Below are 14,382 nucleotides of genomic sequence, written 5' to 3'. Positions count from 1 at the left end.
ATAAATGCGGGGCGTTTTTGGGCATTATGGCCGCCAGCTAAGCTATTACCTGATAAACACACTGTGAAAATTTTTTCATTTCACATATGGAGCCAGATCACAAAATGGACAAAAGGCTTAAAATCACCGAAATCGCTGCCCGTACCCAGCTCTCCATCAGCACCGTTTCCCGCGTGCTGGCGGGAAAGGCCAACACCAGCGAAAAAGCGCGCGCAAAGGTGCTGGCGTGCGCGCGGGAGCTTGGGGTGATGGAGGGCATGGCGGCGGGGCGCCTGCTGCTTAACAGCCTGGTGGTGTTTGCTCCCCAGCGGGCGTTTGACGAGCGGTCCGACATCTTTTACTACCGCGTGATCCAGAGCGTTAGCAAAGGGCTTGCCTCGCACGAGGTTCGGCTGCGCTACTGCGCGCTGGAAGAAAACGACAGCGACGCCCAGCTGTTTCTGGCGCGAATGAACGAAGCGGACACCCAGGCGGCGATCCTCCTCGGCATCGACGATCCGCATATCCACGACCTGGCGGTGGACGTCGGTAAACCCTGCATGCTGATCAACTGCCGCGACCGGCACATGCGCCTGCCTGCCGTTGCGCCGGATCATCGCGCCATTGGCGAGCGGGCAGCGGATTACCTGTTCGAGATGGGGCACCGCGAGGTGATGAACGTGCTCTGTCTGCGGCGCTACACCATGGAGCAGCGCCTGTCGGGGATCCGCGACGCGTGGAGCGCCCATAACCTGACGTTTAGCGACCGTCGCGATCTGCTGGTCGTATCGAGCTTCAGCGCACGAGAAGCGGAGCAGCGGGTGAGCGAGTGGCTTAACCAGCAGAAAGGCAACGATCTGCCCACGGCATTCCTGGTAGGCGGCGATTTTATGGCCGCGGGCACCATCAGCGCCCTCCAAAAGCAGGGCCTGCGCGTGCCGCAGGACATCTCGGTAATGAGCATTGACGGGTTTAATCTGGCGGCGATTCAGGACGTGCCGCTGACCGCGGTACATGTCCCGCGTGACGAGCTGGGGACGGAAGCGGTATATATGCTTCAGCAGCGGCTGATGCGCCCGGACGCGCCCGTAGGAACGTTGCTGCTCAACGGCACGCTGACGGTGCGGGAGTCGGTGCGGCGGATACGTCAGGGGAAACGACGCACCGCCGTTGAGCGGGAAGGGCTGTACGACAGTTAAGCCATGCCCAGCGCGCGCTTGCCGTGGATGTTCAGATCGCTCACGGTAAAGCGGCCCTGCCAGCTCTTTTCATAATCCTCGCGCGGGAAATCTCCCGGCGACGCGCCGGTTTCCAGCGCTTCCTTCACCTTTTTCGCGTAGGCGAGGTTCTTCTCGCACATCGGCGCGGCGGGAATGTACATCACGTTGCCCCAGCCCTGCTGGTTCTCAACCGGCGCGACGGAGTGGATCACGTCGCAGTGCCACCAGACGGAATCGCCCGCCTCCAGCGCCGGAATGCTGGTCAGCGCTTCGATGAGCAGCGGATGCCACTTCTCGGATATCGGCAGCACGCGCCCCGGCGCCACGCCGCACAGCTCATCTTCCGGCACGTCGTCCAGCAGCGGTCGCAGCAGAATATAGGCCATCGCTTCCGGGATCGGCACCACGTGCAGCAGCCCCTGACCGGGGATCATATCCGACAGCGCCGTCCAGCCCTGGAAGGTGCGGAACACCGAGCATTTGGTGGTGTTATCCACCGTGTACTCTTCCACTTCGGTACGGTGCGCGGCGTTCCACGGATCGTATTTTTCCACGTTGCCGTCAAAGACGCGGGCAAAGACCTGCTGATAGGCTGGCAGCAGCCAGCGCTCCAGCGCGCCGGAATCGGTATGCGCGCCCAGCCCTTTCGAGGTGGTTCCCGGCGGACGACGACGGATGCGGTCCGGGTAAATCACGCTCACGTCCGGGTCGAACCACTGCTTGCCGTTGCTCTCGAATGTCCATAAGCGGTTCAGGAACGACTGCACCTGCGCCATCTCTTCGCTCTGGCGCGCCTGCATTTGCGCCTGAGACCAGTAAATAGGGTAAATCTCCGGACGAGAGGCCGTTAAGGTGCCGAAGAAGTTATCCCCCGGACCGTTGTAAACCTCGTCAAACCTGTTGAGATCGAGGTAATCGAGCATCGACCGATCCCACGCCAGCGCCTGCTCGCGCGGGAAGTGACCTTTGATCACCGCGCAGCCGCGGCGTTTAACGGCCTCGCGCTGAGCGTCGGTGAGGGTGCCGTTTTTCACATCCGCGAATGGGATCACTGGCCAGACGGTTTCGCCTTTGTTCTTAAGGGCGTTGATTTCCGCCACGCGGGTGGCAATTTTATCGCTGAGCTTATTAAACACCGCCTGCACGTCGCCGATCTGCGCGCGTAACTCACGTTTTAACTGACGGATTGCCGCTTTGTGATCCGCCGGCAACGTTTCACTGGTAAAGGTCATAACTGCCTCGCATCTTTCATTCGAAAGTAAAAGTGTCTACAGGTGATACTTTAAGTTAAAAAATAGTTAATGCAAGTTTAAAACCTTGACCGATACCACAGGATGGAAAAAGAGTGAGGGTGCCGGAGCGAGGCTCCGGCAGAAAAGGGATCAGGCGTCGAAGGGGGAGTGCGCGTCGAGCACGGCCTGAATAACGTTCAGCGCGCCCTGATGGTTGTTATCGTCGGTGCTGTAGCGGCTCACCGCTTTGATGGCGTCGGCCGCGTTGCCCATGGCAAAGGAATATTTCACCAGCTTTAGCATCTCGGCATCGTTGCCGCTGTCGCCGATGCCCACGCACTCCTGCGGGGAGACTTTCCAGCGTTTCAGCAGGCGGCTGATGCCGTTGGCTTTGTGCAGGCCGGGGATAATCAAATCGACAAAGCCGAAGCCGCTGGTAACAGGCTTCATGATGCCGTCCAGGGACTCGTGCAGTTTATCGACCAGATTCGGGATATCGCTGTCCGGCAGGTTAAGAGAGAACTTAAACAGCACGTCGTCAATGTCGCAGTAGTCGCCGATACGCTTTAAGCGGTGATAGTGCTTTGACATCAGCGCCACGAACGCGTCCGGCGCCTGGTCGCTGACGTAGGCGCTCTCCAGACCGCAGGCCACAAAATTCAGCCCTTTGTCTTTCAGCAGTTCGCCAATCACGATCTGCGACTCATGGCGGGTCAGCTCGCCGTGGAAAATTTGCTCACCGTGATCGAAGACCAGCGCGCCGTTTTCCGCCACGAAGGAGATCTGGTTTTTCAGCTCCGGGAAAAAGGAGATGAGCTGGTAATACTGGTTGCCGCTGGCAACGACAAACTCAATGTTGCGGGCTTTAAGCTGTTCAAACTGTGCCTGGAAGCGGTCACGATCGTACTGCTTGGCATCATCAAGGAAAGTTCCGTCCATATCGGTGACGATAACTTTAACGGTCATACTGTGCTCCTGGGTCACTGCGTTTTGAAACATTCTAATAACAAGGTGACGGGGAGCACAAATTTAATTTCATTCGAAAGTAAAAGCAAAGCGGCAACCGACGTTGCCGCTTTAATATTTTCTCCCTCTCCCTGTGGGAGAGGGCTGGGGTGAGGGCATCAGCGTACGCCTTTCCCGCTCTCCCTCAAGGGAGAGGGAATGCTTCGTTACAGCGTATGCTCGGTACGGGCGATAATATCGTCCTGTGCATCCGGGGAAAGGGCGGTAAAGAACGCCGAGTAGCCCGCCACGCGCACCACCAGATCGCGGTACTGGTCAGGGTGTTTCTTCGCTTCCAGCAGCGTTTCACGCGAGACGATGTTGTACTGAATATGCCAGCCTTTGTGCACCTCGAAGAAGGTGCGCAGCAGCACCATCAGCTTCTGGCGGTCGCTGTCGTTTTCCAGCGTCGACGGGTTCAGCTTCTGGTTAAGCAGCACGCCGCCCAGGATCGCCCCGGTAGGCAGTTTACCCACGGAGCCGATAACCGCCGTCGGGCCGAGATGGTCCGTACCGGAAGCCGGGCTTGCCCCTTCTGCCAGCGGGGTGTGCGCTTTGCGTCCGTCCGGCGTCGCCATCGTCGCCGCGCCAAACGGCACGTTTGCGGAGATGGATGACGTGCCCGCGTAGTAGTTACCGCCGGTCGGACCGCGGCCGTAGCGCGGGTTGTGATACTGCTTCAGCTCCTCAATGTAGGTCTGATAAGCGCGGGTCAGCAGCATGTCCACGCCGTCGTCATCGTTACCGTACTTCGGCGCGCCGTTAATCAGGCGCTGGCGCAGCTGCTCGTGGGTCAGCCCCTCGAAGTCGTCCGCCAGCGCCGCCGCCAGCTGCTGCTGGCCGATGACGCCCTGCTCAAATACCAGCTTCTTCACCGCCGCCAGGCTGTTGCCGAGGTTGGCGATCCCCACCTGAAGGCCGGACACCCAGTCATACTTCGCGCCGCCCTGCTTGATGCTTTTCGCGCGTTCGATGCAGTCATCCACCAGCGCCGAGCAGAGAATGTCGTGGACGTTCTCTTCCAGCATGGTGTCCACCACGTACTCAATCTCGATGGATTTGCGGGTGTAGTAGCGGATCTGGGTATCCCAGGCCGCCATGACTTCATCGAAGTTGACGAAGTTACCGGCAGAGAGGGCTTTCTCCTGCGGCATGAATACCTTGCCGCTGGTGGCGTCGCGGCCGCCTTCCAGCGCCGCCAGCATGACGCGGGCGAAGTTGATAAAGCTCATGCCGGTGCAGCGGTAGCCCCACTTGCCGCCGACTGCGGTTTCGATGCAGCCGATGGCCGCATAGTCGTAGGCGTCGTCTCGTTCAACGCCGAGCTTGATGAATTCCGGGATCACGATTTCATCGTTATTGAACGCCGGCATGCCGAAGCCGCAGCGGATCACCTGCACGCAGGCATCGAGGAAATCGCTGCTCATGCCCGCGTGGTAACGCACGCTCAGGTTCGGCTGCGTGGAGCGCAGGCGACCGCAGGATTCCAGAATCGCGTAGGAGAGCGGGTTTACCGCGTCCATCGGCTCACCGTTGACCAGCTTCTGGCCGCCGATGGTGACGTTCTGATACAGCGGGCTGCCCGCCGAGGCTTTAGAGTGCGAGCCGGAGCGGATCTTGTTCACTTCCAGCAGCTTCAGCCAGCAGCTGTGCAGCAGCTCGATGGCGTGCTCGCGATCCAGGCTCTGGTCCAGCTCCACGTCGCGGCGGTAGTACGGATAAAGGTACTGATCCATGCGGGCAAACGACACGGAGTGGCCGTTGGATTCAATTTGCAGGATCAGCTGAATGAAGTAGCACAGCTGCAGCGCCTGCCAGAAGGTTTTTGGCGGCTGGTGGGCAATGACGTCGCAGTTTTCCGCAATGGCCAGCAGCTCGTCGCGGCGGCTTTCGCGGGTTTCGCCGGCGGCCATTTCACGCGCCAGGGCCGCGAAACGTTCGATATGCAGACTCACCGCGTCCAGCACGATATCAATCGCCTTCAGGAACTGGTCACCGTGCAGGTCTTCCAGCACCGTCAGGTTAATGCGCGAGCGGCGCTCGGCCACCTTCGCGCGCAGGCCGTCGAGCCCTCTTTCCAGCAGCAGCGGGAAGTTCACCGCCAGGTGCGCGTCGCCGGAGGTCATGTTGCCTTCAGCCTTGATGATGCCGGTCTCCAGCAGGCCTTTCTGCTCGTCGGTGAACATACCGTAGCAGCGATCCTGCACCGTCTGGCCGCGCCACCACGGGCAAATCTCATGCAGAACGCGCTTGTTCTCTTCGCTTACCGCAAAGCCCGCCCCCGGACGGTCCGCCAGATCGTCAATCTCTTTCTCAATCCAGGAAACGGTATATTCCGGGAAGATCGGCGCGGCGCGGACTTCGCTTGCCTGGTTACCGACGATCAGCTCGTCGTGTTTGATCCAGATGGTACGCTCGGCCAGGTGGTGCGCCAGCGCCAGCGCGCGGCGTACCGGAATCGGCTTGTCCAGATGCTGCTGATACATTTCGGTGTAGTGCCGGGCGCGCTCGGTGCAGACCGGCGGCTTGACGATATGCACCAGCGCCATTTTGTGCGCCTTGATGCGCTCGCTGAGGGTGTTGAGATTCAGGGTTGTCATAGTGTTATCCTCGTAAGGTCGCGGTTAACCCTTTCTGGCAGGCGTACTGCTGCGCGAAGTCCAGCAGGGCAGGGTTATCCAGCGGTTTGTCAGGGGCAGAGTAGGGTTGGCCGAGCAGGGTGTATTTGTTCATGCCCAGCGTGTGATACGGCAGAAAGTGAATGTCGTGAACGCCGAGTTCGTCGGCGGCGAAGTTGGTAATAGCGGTAACAGAGGCTTCATCGGCGTTGAAGCCCTGGATCAGCGGCACGCGGATGGTGATTTTTTTCCCGGCAGCGGCCAGGCGTTTCAGGTTGTCCAGGATGCGTTTTGCCGAGCCGTCCGTCCACTGCTTGAATACTTCAGAGTCAACGTGCTTCAGGTCGGCGAGGAACAGATCGACGTACGGTAAAGAGGGTTCGATGTAGCGCCACGGCACGTGAAGGCAGGTTTCGACGGCGGTGTGGATCCCCTGGTCGTGGCTGGCTTTGAACAGGGCATGCGCCAGTTCGGGGTTCATAAACGGTTCGCCGCCGGAGAGGGTGATCCCGCCGCCGCTGCGGTCGTAGAAGGGCTTATCGCGCAGGACCGTTGCCATAATCTCTTCAACCTGCTTCTCTTCACCGCAGACGGTGAGCGCCTGGGTCGGGCAGCAGTCGGAAAGGGCATCGAGCGTGGCGTCGTCAAGCTTCTCCCGATGGATGATCAGCCCGTTCAGCGCGCGGTCGATACAGCCTTGCGCCACCTGCTGACACAGGTCACAGCCCTCCAGGCACAGACGCGCGTCAAACAGCACGTCCCGCGTGCGGGCGCGGCTTTCCGGGTTCTGGCACCAGCGACAGCCCAGCGAGCAGCCTTTCAGGAATACCACGGTACGAATACCCGGGCCGTCGTGGGTGGAGTAACGCTGTATATTGAAGATCATATTCTCGCCCTCTGATTACATATGAAGATTAAATTACTTTCGAATGAAAGTTATCTTGATATGGGTCAACTCCTGAGCAGGTTTTGTCGTGATAGGGTAAGTGCAGGCTAATTTTGAGGGTGAAATCATGGAACTTTATCTCGACACATCTGACGTTGCGGCAGTCAAAAAGCTGGCGCGTATCTTCCCGCTGGCGGGCGTGACCACCAACCCCAGCATTGTGGCGGCGGGTAAAATTCCGCTGGAAGAGCTGCTGCCGGCGCTGCACGACGCGCTGGGCGGTAAAGGCCGCCTGTTCGCGCAGGTGATGGCGACCACCGCCGAAGGGATGGTGGAAGACGCCCGCAAGCTGCGTGCCATCATTAACGACCTGGTGGTAAAAGTGCCCGTGACCGCTGAAGGGCTGGCGGCGATCAAAATGCTGAAGGCAGAAGGGATCCCGACGCTGGGCACCGCGGTATACGGCGCTGCCCAGGGGATGCTGTCCGCGCTGGCGGGAGCAGACTATGTCGCCCCTTACGTGAACCGCGTGGACGCGCAGGGCGGGGACGGGATCCAGACGGTGGCTGAGCTGCAACAGCTGCTGACGCTGCATGCCCCGCAGTCAAAGGTGCTGGCGGCGAGCTTCAAAACCCCGCGTCAGGCGCTGGACTGCCTGCTGGCAGGGTGCGAGTCCATCACGCTGCCGCTGGACGTTGCGCAGCAGTTTATCACCTCTCCGGCGGTGGACGCGGCAATCGTGAAGTTTGAGCAGGACTGGCAGGGGGCATTTGGACGGACGTCGATCTGACGGGGGCGCCCTGATGCCCTCACCCCAACCCTCTCCCACAGGGAGAGGGAGCAAACACTAAAACGGCAACCTGAAGGTTGCCGTTTGCTTTAACCTCCGCACACCTCGCACCCCGGATTACGCATCAGCTTCATCTCGCGGAACTGGCAGGTCATTGCGTCATACATCACGATTTTCCCCGCCGCAGGCGTGCCGTAGTGCGCCAGCACCTTAATCGCTTCCATCGCCTGCAGCGAACCAATCACGCCGACTAGCGGCGCCATCACGCCCGCCTCAACGCAGGTCAGCGCATTTTCACCAAACAGGCGGCTCAGGCAGCGGTAGCACGGTTCGCCTTCAGCATAGGTGAAGACGCTGATCTGTCCTTCCATGCGGATTGCCGCGCCGGACACCAGCGGCGTTTTGTAAGTAAAACAGCCGGCGTTAAGCTGGTTGCGAACGGCGACGTTATCGGTGCAGTCCAGCACCAGATCGTGCTGCGCAATCTGCGCAAACAGCGCCTCGTCATTCAGCTGGGCATCAATCAGGGTGAGCTGAACGTCAGGGTTAACGCGGGCCAGCGACGCCCCGGCGGACTCTACTTTCGGCTGGCCAACGGTCGCGTCGCTGTGCAGCGTCTGACGCTGCAGGTTAGACACCGACACGGTATCGAAATCCAGCAGCGTCATGCTGCCCACGCCCGCCGCGGCGAGGTATTGTGCGGCGGCGCAGCCCAGCCCGCCGAGACCAACAACCAGCACGCGGGCAGACTTGAGCGCTTCCTGGCCCTCGAAATCAAACCCGCGCAGCACAATCTGGCGGTTGTAACGCATCATCTCCTGGTCGCTCAGCTCCACCGCCATATCAGCCTCCGAACAGGTGGTTAAAGCATTCCACTTCGACCCATTCGCCCGCCTCTACGTGGCCGCGCTCGCGCTCCAGCACGATAAAACAGTTACCCTGGCTGAAGGAGCTGAAGATGTGCGAGCCCTGATGCCCGGTGGTGCTCACCTCCAGCTCGCCGTCGGCGTTGCGCGACAGGATGCCGCGCTGGAAGTCGAGACGACCCGGGGATTTTTTCAGGCGCGTTGCCGCACGCACGCGCTGGCGTACCGGCAGCGGGCTGGCCTTGTTGCCGGAAAGCCGCGCCAGCAGCGGAATGACCAGCTGGTAGAAGGTCAGCGCGGCAGAGACCGGGTTACCCGGCAGGCCGCAGAACCAGCTGTGCGGAAGCTTGCCAAACGCGAATGGTTTGCCCGGCTTAATCGCCAGCTTCCAGAAGGCGATTTCGCCCAGCTCTTCAAGCAGGGTTTTGGTGTAGTCCGCTTCGCCAACCGATACCCCGCCGGAGCTAATCACCACGTCGGCAGACGCGTCAGCCTCGATGAACGCCGCGCGCAGTTTTTCCGGATCGTCAGGAATGATGTCCAGGTTAATCACCTCGCAGCCCAGCTGCTCCAGCATCAGGTGCACCGCCAGACGGTTGGTGTCGTAAATCTGCCCCTCGTTCAGCGGCTGGCCCGGCAGCTGTAGCTCGTCTCCCGTGGAGAACACCGCCACGCGCACTTTGCGAACCACGTCAATTTCCGCGATGCCAAGCGACGCCAGGACCGGCAGTTCGGCGACTGTCAATTTTTGCCCGGCGGCAAAGACCGTCGCGCCGAGGGTAATGTCCTCCCCGGTGCGGCGGATGTTCTGTCCCGATTTGACGCTGGCGATAAAGCGCACGCCGTCGTCCGTTTGTTCGGTCTCTTCCTGCATCACCACCGCTTCGCAACCCTTTGGCACCGGCGCGCCGGTCATGATGCGCACGCAGGTGCCAGCTGGCCATTCACCGCTGAACGGCTGCCCGGCAAACGCCTTACCCGCCACGGGCAGCGGCGCACCCGGTTGCAGATCCGCCAGACGCACGGCGTAGCCGTCCATCGCCGCGTTATCGAACCCCGGCACGTTCATCGGCGAGACGATATCGCGTGCGGCAATACGGCCAAAACAGCGCACAAGGGGCAGCGTTTCAACGTCGTGCAGTGGAGTAATGCGGTCAAGCATCTGCGAGAGTGCCGCCTCAAGCGGCATCAGTCCGGCGGTAAAATCCATGGTGGGCTCCTGCGGAGTAACAACGAAAGCGCCCATTATGGCAGAAAAGTGCGGCTAACTGTATGACCCGATGGGTGTACGCTTTACATCACAGTTGCGTCTTTCTATATTCAAAAATCATCTGAAGTTTCATCGACGATAATGATATTTATAGAAAAAGCAGCCAGCCAGGCTGATGGGTGATGCGAAATGAGTAAAGCGGTTATCGCAATTCATGGCGGTGCCGGGGCAATCACCCGTGCACAGCTCAGTCCCGAGCAGGAAAAGCGTTATATAGATGCGCTGAACGCTATTGTGGAAACCGGCCAGCGGATGCTGGAAGCGGGCGAAAGCGCGCTGGACGTGGTGACCGAGGCGGTGCGGCTGCTGGAGGAGTGCCCGCTGTTTAATGCCGGGATTGGCTCGGTCTTTACGCGGGATGAAACGCACGAGCTGGATGCCTGCGTGATGGACGGCGTCACCCTGAAAGCGGGGGCGGTAGCAGGCGTCAGCCGCCTGCGTAACCCCGTACTTGCCGCGCGCCTGGTGATGGAGCAAAGCCCGCACGTGCTGCTAACGGGCGCGGGGGCGGAGCAATTTGCCGTCGAACACGGAATGGACGCGGTCTCGCCCGATCTTTTTTCCACCGAGGAGCGTTACCGCCAGCTGCTGGAAGCCCGTACCGCGGGGATGACGCAGCTTGATCATTCCGCGCCGCTGGATGAACGCAGCAAAATGGGCACGGTAGGCGCGGTGGCGCTGGATAAAGCCGGTAACCTCGCTGCCGCAACGTCAACGGGCGGTATGACCAATAAGCTGCCGGGACGGGTGGGCGACAGCCCGCTGCCGGGGGCAGGATGCTACGCCAATAACGCCACGGCCGCGGTGTCGTGCACCGGCACCGGCGAGGTGTTTATTCGGGCGCTGGCGGCGTACGACATCACCGCGCTGATGGATTACGGCGGTTTAAGCCTGAGCGAGGCCTGCGAGCGGGTGGTGATGGAAAAGCTGCCGGCGCTGGGCGGCGAAGGTGGCCTGATTGCGGTGGATCGCGAAGGAAACGTAGCCCTGCCGTTCAACAGCGAAGGGATGTACCGGGCGTGGGGGTATGCCGGCGATGCGCCCAGCACAGGAATTTATCGTGAATAAGGGGGCGCCGCGTGCCGCACAGTGAAGAGCTGGACAGTCGGGAAGTGTTGGCTGTTCATCAGCTGAATATTGCCTTTCAGGAAGAGCGGCAGTTTATCCCGGCGGTTCAGGATCTGTCGTTTTCGCTCAACCGTGGCGAAACGCTGGCGATAGTCGGCGAGTCCGGTTCGGGTAAATCGGTGACCGCGCTGGCGCTGATGCGTCTGCTTGAGCAGACGGGCGGGCGGGTCACCAGCGAACAGATCCTGCTCCGCCGCAGGAACCGCCAGGTTATCGACCTCAACGAGCTCAGCGCGTCGCAGATGCAGGGCGTGCGCGGGGCGGATATCGCCATGATTTTCCAGGAGCCGATGACCTCCCTGAACCCGGTCTTTCCGGTGGGGGAGCAGATTGCCGAGTCTATTCGCCTGCACCAGGGGCTGAACGGCGATGAGGCCCTCAACGAAGCCAGGCGAATGCTGGAACTGGTGCGTATTCCCGAGGCGCACGCGATTTTGTCCCGCTATCCGCATCAGCTGTCTGGCGGTATGCGCCAGCGGGTAATGATTGCGATGGCGCTGTCGTGCCGTCCGGCGGTACTGATTGCCGACGAACCGACGACGGCGCTCGACGTGACCATTCAGGCCCAGATCCTGCAGCTGATAAAGGTGCTGCAGCAGGAGATGGAGATGGGGGTGATCTTTATCACCCACGACATGGGCGTGGTTGCGGATATTGCCGATCGGGTGCTGGTCATGCATCAGGGCCATGCCGTGGAAACCGGCACGGTTGAGCAGGTATTTCATGCGCCTGTTCATCCTTATACCAAAGCGCTGCTGGCGGCGGTCCCGCGCCTGGGCGCCATGAACGGCAGCGATTTTCCGCGCCGCTTTCCGCTGATTTCCCCGAGCCAGCAGGCGCAGCAGGAAGACGACACCGCGCAGGATACGGTGGTACCCGGCAGGCCAATTCTCGTAGTGCGCGATCTGGTGACCCGCTTCCCGCTGCGAAGCGGGATCCTGAATCGCGTGAAGCGCGAAGTACACGCGGTCGAAAACGTCAGCTTTGATCTCTGGCCGGGCGAAACGCTGGCGCTGGTGGGGGAGTCCGGCTGCGGTAAATCCACCACCGGTCGCGCGCTGCTCAGGCTGGTGGAGTCGCAGGAGGGGAGCATCACCTTCAACGGCGAGCGTATCGATACCCTTCCCAACAGCAAGCTGCAGGCGGTGCGCCGGGATATACAGTTTATTTTCCAGGATCCTTACGCGTCGCTCGATCCGCGCCATACGGTGGGGTACTCGATCATGGAGCCGCTGCGGGTGCATAACCTGCTCGACGGCGAGGCCGCCCAGCGCCGCGTCGCGTGGCTGCTGGAGCGCGTGGGCCTGAAGCCGGAGCATGCCTGGCGTTATCCGCACGAATTTTCTGGCGGGCAGCGGCAGCGCATCTGCATCGCGCGCGCGCTGGCGCTGAACCCGAAGGTGGTGATCGCCGACGAGTCCGTTTCGGCGCTGGACGTCTCTATCCGCGCGCAAATCATTAACCTGCTGCTCGACCTGCAGCGGGATATGGGCATTGCGTTTCTGTTCATCTCCCACGATATGGCGGTAGTGGAGCGTATCAGCCATCGCGTGGCGGTGATGTACATGGGGCAGATTGTTGAAATTGGCTCCCGTCGGGCGGTGTTTGAAAACCCGCAGCACCCGTACACCCGCAAGCTGATGTCCGCCGTACCGGTTGCCGATCCGGAGCATCGACACGCCCAGCGCGTGCTGCTGCAGGACGACATGCCGAGCAATATTCGTAAACGGGGCGAAACCCTGGAGCGCGTGGCGCTGCGTGAGGTCGGACCCGGTCATTTTGTCGCACCACCGCGTCAGGACAATGCATTCTCGCGGTTATAACCTACAACAGGCAGGAGAACACAATGGTTCCTTTTGTTGCTCGTAAATGGCTGCTGGCCGCGAGCGTGACGGCCGCGCTGGCCGCCGCCCCCGCGTTCGCTGCTAAAGACGTGGTGGTGGCAGTGGGGTCAAACTTCACGACGCTGGATCCGTACGATGCGAACGACACCCTTTCCCAGGCGGTGGCGAAATCGTTCTATCAGGGGCTGTTTGGCCTGGACAGAGAGATGAAGCTGAAAAACGTGCTGGCGGAAGGGTACACCGTTTCGGACGACGGGCTGGTTTATACCGTTAAGCTCCGTACCGGCGTGAAGTTCCAGGACGGCACCGACTTCAACGCCGGGGCGGTTAAGATTAACCTCGACCGTGCCAGCAATCCGGAAAACGGTCTTAAGCGCTATAACCTGTATAAGAATATTGCCCGTACCGAGGTGGTCGATCCGGCGACGGTGAAGATCGTCCTGAAAGAGCCGTTCTCGGCGTTTATCAATATTCTGGCGCATCCGGCGACGGCCATGATTTCGCCCGCCGCCCTGAAAAAATACGGCAACGAAATCGGCTTCCACCCGGTGGGAACCGGGCCGTACGAGCTGCTCACCTGGAACCAGACCGATTTTGTGAAGGTGAAAAAGTTCGCCGGATACTGGCAGCAGGGGCTGCCGAAGCTGGATACCATCACCTGGCGTCCGGTCGTGGACAACAATACCCGCGCGGCGATGCTGCAAACCGGCGAAGCGCAGTTTGCCTTCCCGATCCCTTACGAGCAGGCGGCGCTGCTGGCGAAAAACAGCAGGCTGGAGCTGGTGGCCAGCCCGTCGATTATGCAGCGCTACATCAGCATGAACGTTACGCAAAAACCGTTTGATAATCCGAAGGTGCGGGAAGCCATTAACTACGCCATTAACCGTCAGGCGCTGGTGAAGGTTGCCTTTGCGGGCTACGCCACTCCGGCGACGGGCGTGATGCCGCCGACCATCGAATACGCCCAGAGCTATCAGCCGTGGCCGTACGATCCGGCAAAAGCGCGGGAGCTGCTGAAAGAGGCGGGCTATCCAGACGGTTTCAGCACCACGCTGTGGTCGTCGCATAATCACAGTACCGCTCAGAAGGTGCTGCAATTTACCCAGCAGCAGCTGGCGCAGGTGGGCATCAAAGCGCGGGTCACGGCGATGGATGCCGGGCAGCGCGCGGCGGAGGTGGAAGGTAAAGGGCAGAAAGAGAGCAACGTGCGCATGTTCTATACCGGCTGGACGGCTTCAACCGGTGAAGCGGACTGGTCGCTGTCGCCGCTGTTTGCTTCCCAGAACTGGCCGCCAACGCTGTTCAACACCGCGTTCTACAGCAATCCGCAGGTGGATAAGGATCTGGCCGCTGCCCTGAAAACCACCAAACCGGAAGAGAAAGCGCGCCTGTACAAGGAGGCGCAGGACATTATCTGGAAAGAGTCGCCGTGGGTGCCGCTGGTGGTGGAAAAGCTGGTGTCGGCCCATAACAAAGCGCTGACCGGCTTTTACATCATGCCGGATACCGGCTTTAGCTTTGACGACGCGGATCTAAAATAAAAC

General features: G+C 60.5%; 11 protein-coding genes. 5 read left to right on the top strand and 6 right to left on the bottom strand.

Annotation, left to right across the window (positions count from 1 at the left end; translation table 11 throughout):
* The first annotated feature begins 104 nt into the window (after positions 1-104).
* Complete coding sequence (locus tag IM304_RS04875) at positions 105-1,178, top strand: LacI family DNA-binding transcriptional regulator (protein ID WP_193356598.1); 1,074 nt, start codon at positions 105-107, stop codon at positions 1,176-1,178.
* Here IM304_RS04875 and IM304_RS04870 read toward each other — a convergent pair.
* From IM304_RS04870 to IM304_RS04855, 4 genes are all read right to left on the bottom strand, one after another.
* Positions 1,175-2,431 (bottom strand): DUF1479 domain-containing protein, encoded by a 1,257-nt coding sequence (locus tag IM304_RS04870; protein WP_193356597.1) that lies wholly within the window; start codon positions 2,429-2,431, stop codon positions 1,175-1,177. The genes IM304_RS04875 and IM304_RS04870 overlap by 4 nt on opposite strands.
* Positions 2,432-2,581: 150 nt before the next feature.
* Positions 2,582-3,397: a Cof-type HAD-IIB family hydrolase gene (locus IM304_RS04865; protein ID WP_193356596.1), complete on the bottom strand. Its 816-nt coding sequence runs from the start codon at positions 3,395-3,397 to the stop codon at positions 2,582-2,584.
* A 206-nt stretch (positions 3,398-3,603) separates the two neighbouring features.
* The gene (locus tag IM304_RS04860; RefSeq protein WP_193356595.1) at positions 3,604-6,036 is read right to left on the bottom strand and encodes a formate C-acetyltransferase/glycerol dehydratase family glycyl radical enzyme; all 2,433 of its coding nucleotides are present in this window, start codon (positions 6,034-6,036) and stop codon (positions 3,604-3,606) included.
* 4 nt (positions 6,037-6,040) lie between these two features.
* Positions 6,041-6,940, bottom strand: coding sequence for a glycyl-radical enzyme activating protein (locus tag IM304_RS04855; protein WP_193356594.1), 900 nt, complete (start codon positions 6,938-6,940; stop codon positions 6,041-6,043).
* A gap of 127 nt (positions 6,941-7,067) precedes the next feature.
* Between IM304_RS04855 and fsa the strand changes: the two genes are divergently transcribed.
* A complete protein-coding gene (gene fsa, locus IM304_RS04850; RefSeq protein ID WP_193356593.1) occupies positions 7,068-7,730 on the top strand; it encodes a fructose-6-phosphate aldolase in 663 nt (220 codons plus the stop codon).
* Between the two features lie 89 nt (positions 7,731-7,819).
* Here the strand turns inward: fsa and moeB are convergent, their stop codons facing one another.
* Both moeB and moeA read right to left on the bottom strand, forming a co-directional pair.
* Positions 7,820-8,572: a molybdopterin-synthase adenylyltransferase MoeB gene (moeB, locus tag IM304_RS04845; RefSeq protein ID WP_193356592.1), complete on the bottom strand. Its 753-nt coding sequence runs from the start codon at positions 8,570-8,572 to the stop codon at positions 7,820-7,822.
* Between the two features lies 1 nt (position 8,573).
* A complete protein-coding gene (gene moeA / locus IM304_RS04840; RefSeq protein WP_193356591.1) occupies positions 8,574-9,806 on the bottom strand; it encodes a molybdopterin molybdotransferase MoeA in 1,233 nt (410 codons plus the stop codon).
* 189 nt (positions 9,807-9,995) lie between these two features.
* On the opposite strand from moeA, the gene iaaA reads away from it, so the two are divergent.
* The 3 genes from iaaA to gsiB are packed head-to-tail and all read left to right on the top strand — an operon-like array spanning position 9,996 to position 14,379.
* Positions 9,996-10,934, top strand: coding sequence for a beta-aspartyl-peptidase (iaaA, locus tag IM304_RS04835; RefSeq protein WP_193356590.1), 939 nt, complete (start codon positions 9,996-9,998; stop codon positions 10,932-10,934).
* Positions 10,935-10,945: 11 nt separating this feature from the next.
* Positions 10,946-12,817, top strand: a complete 1,872-nt coding sequence (gene gsiA, locus IM304_RS04830; protein ID WP_193356589.1) for a glutathione ABC transporter ATP-binding protein GsiA — start codon at positions 10,946-10,948, stop codon at positions 12,815-12,817.
* Between the two features lie 23 nt (positions 12,818-12,840).
* Positions 12,841-14,379 (top strand): glutathione ABC transporter substrate-binding protein GsiB, encoded by a 1,539-nt coding sequence (gsiB, locus tag IM304_RS04825; RefSeq protein WP_193356588.1) that lies wholly within the window; start codon positions 12,841-12,843, stop codon positions 14,377-14,379.
* Positions 14,380-14,382: the final 3 nt, after the last annotated feature.

Origin of the sequence: Enterobacter cloacae complex sp. P40C2, from assembly GCF_014930695.1 — a bacterium.
GTDB lineage: Bacteria > Pseudomonadota > Gammaproteobacteria > Enterobacterales > Enterobacteriaceae > Enterobacter > Enterobacter pasteurii.
The sequence above is the reverse complement of the archived record's forward strand: the minus strand, read 5'-3'. Positions and strand labels throughout refer to the sequence as shown.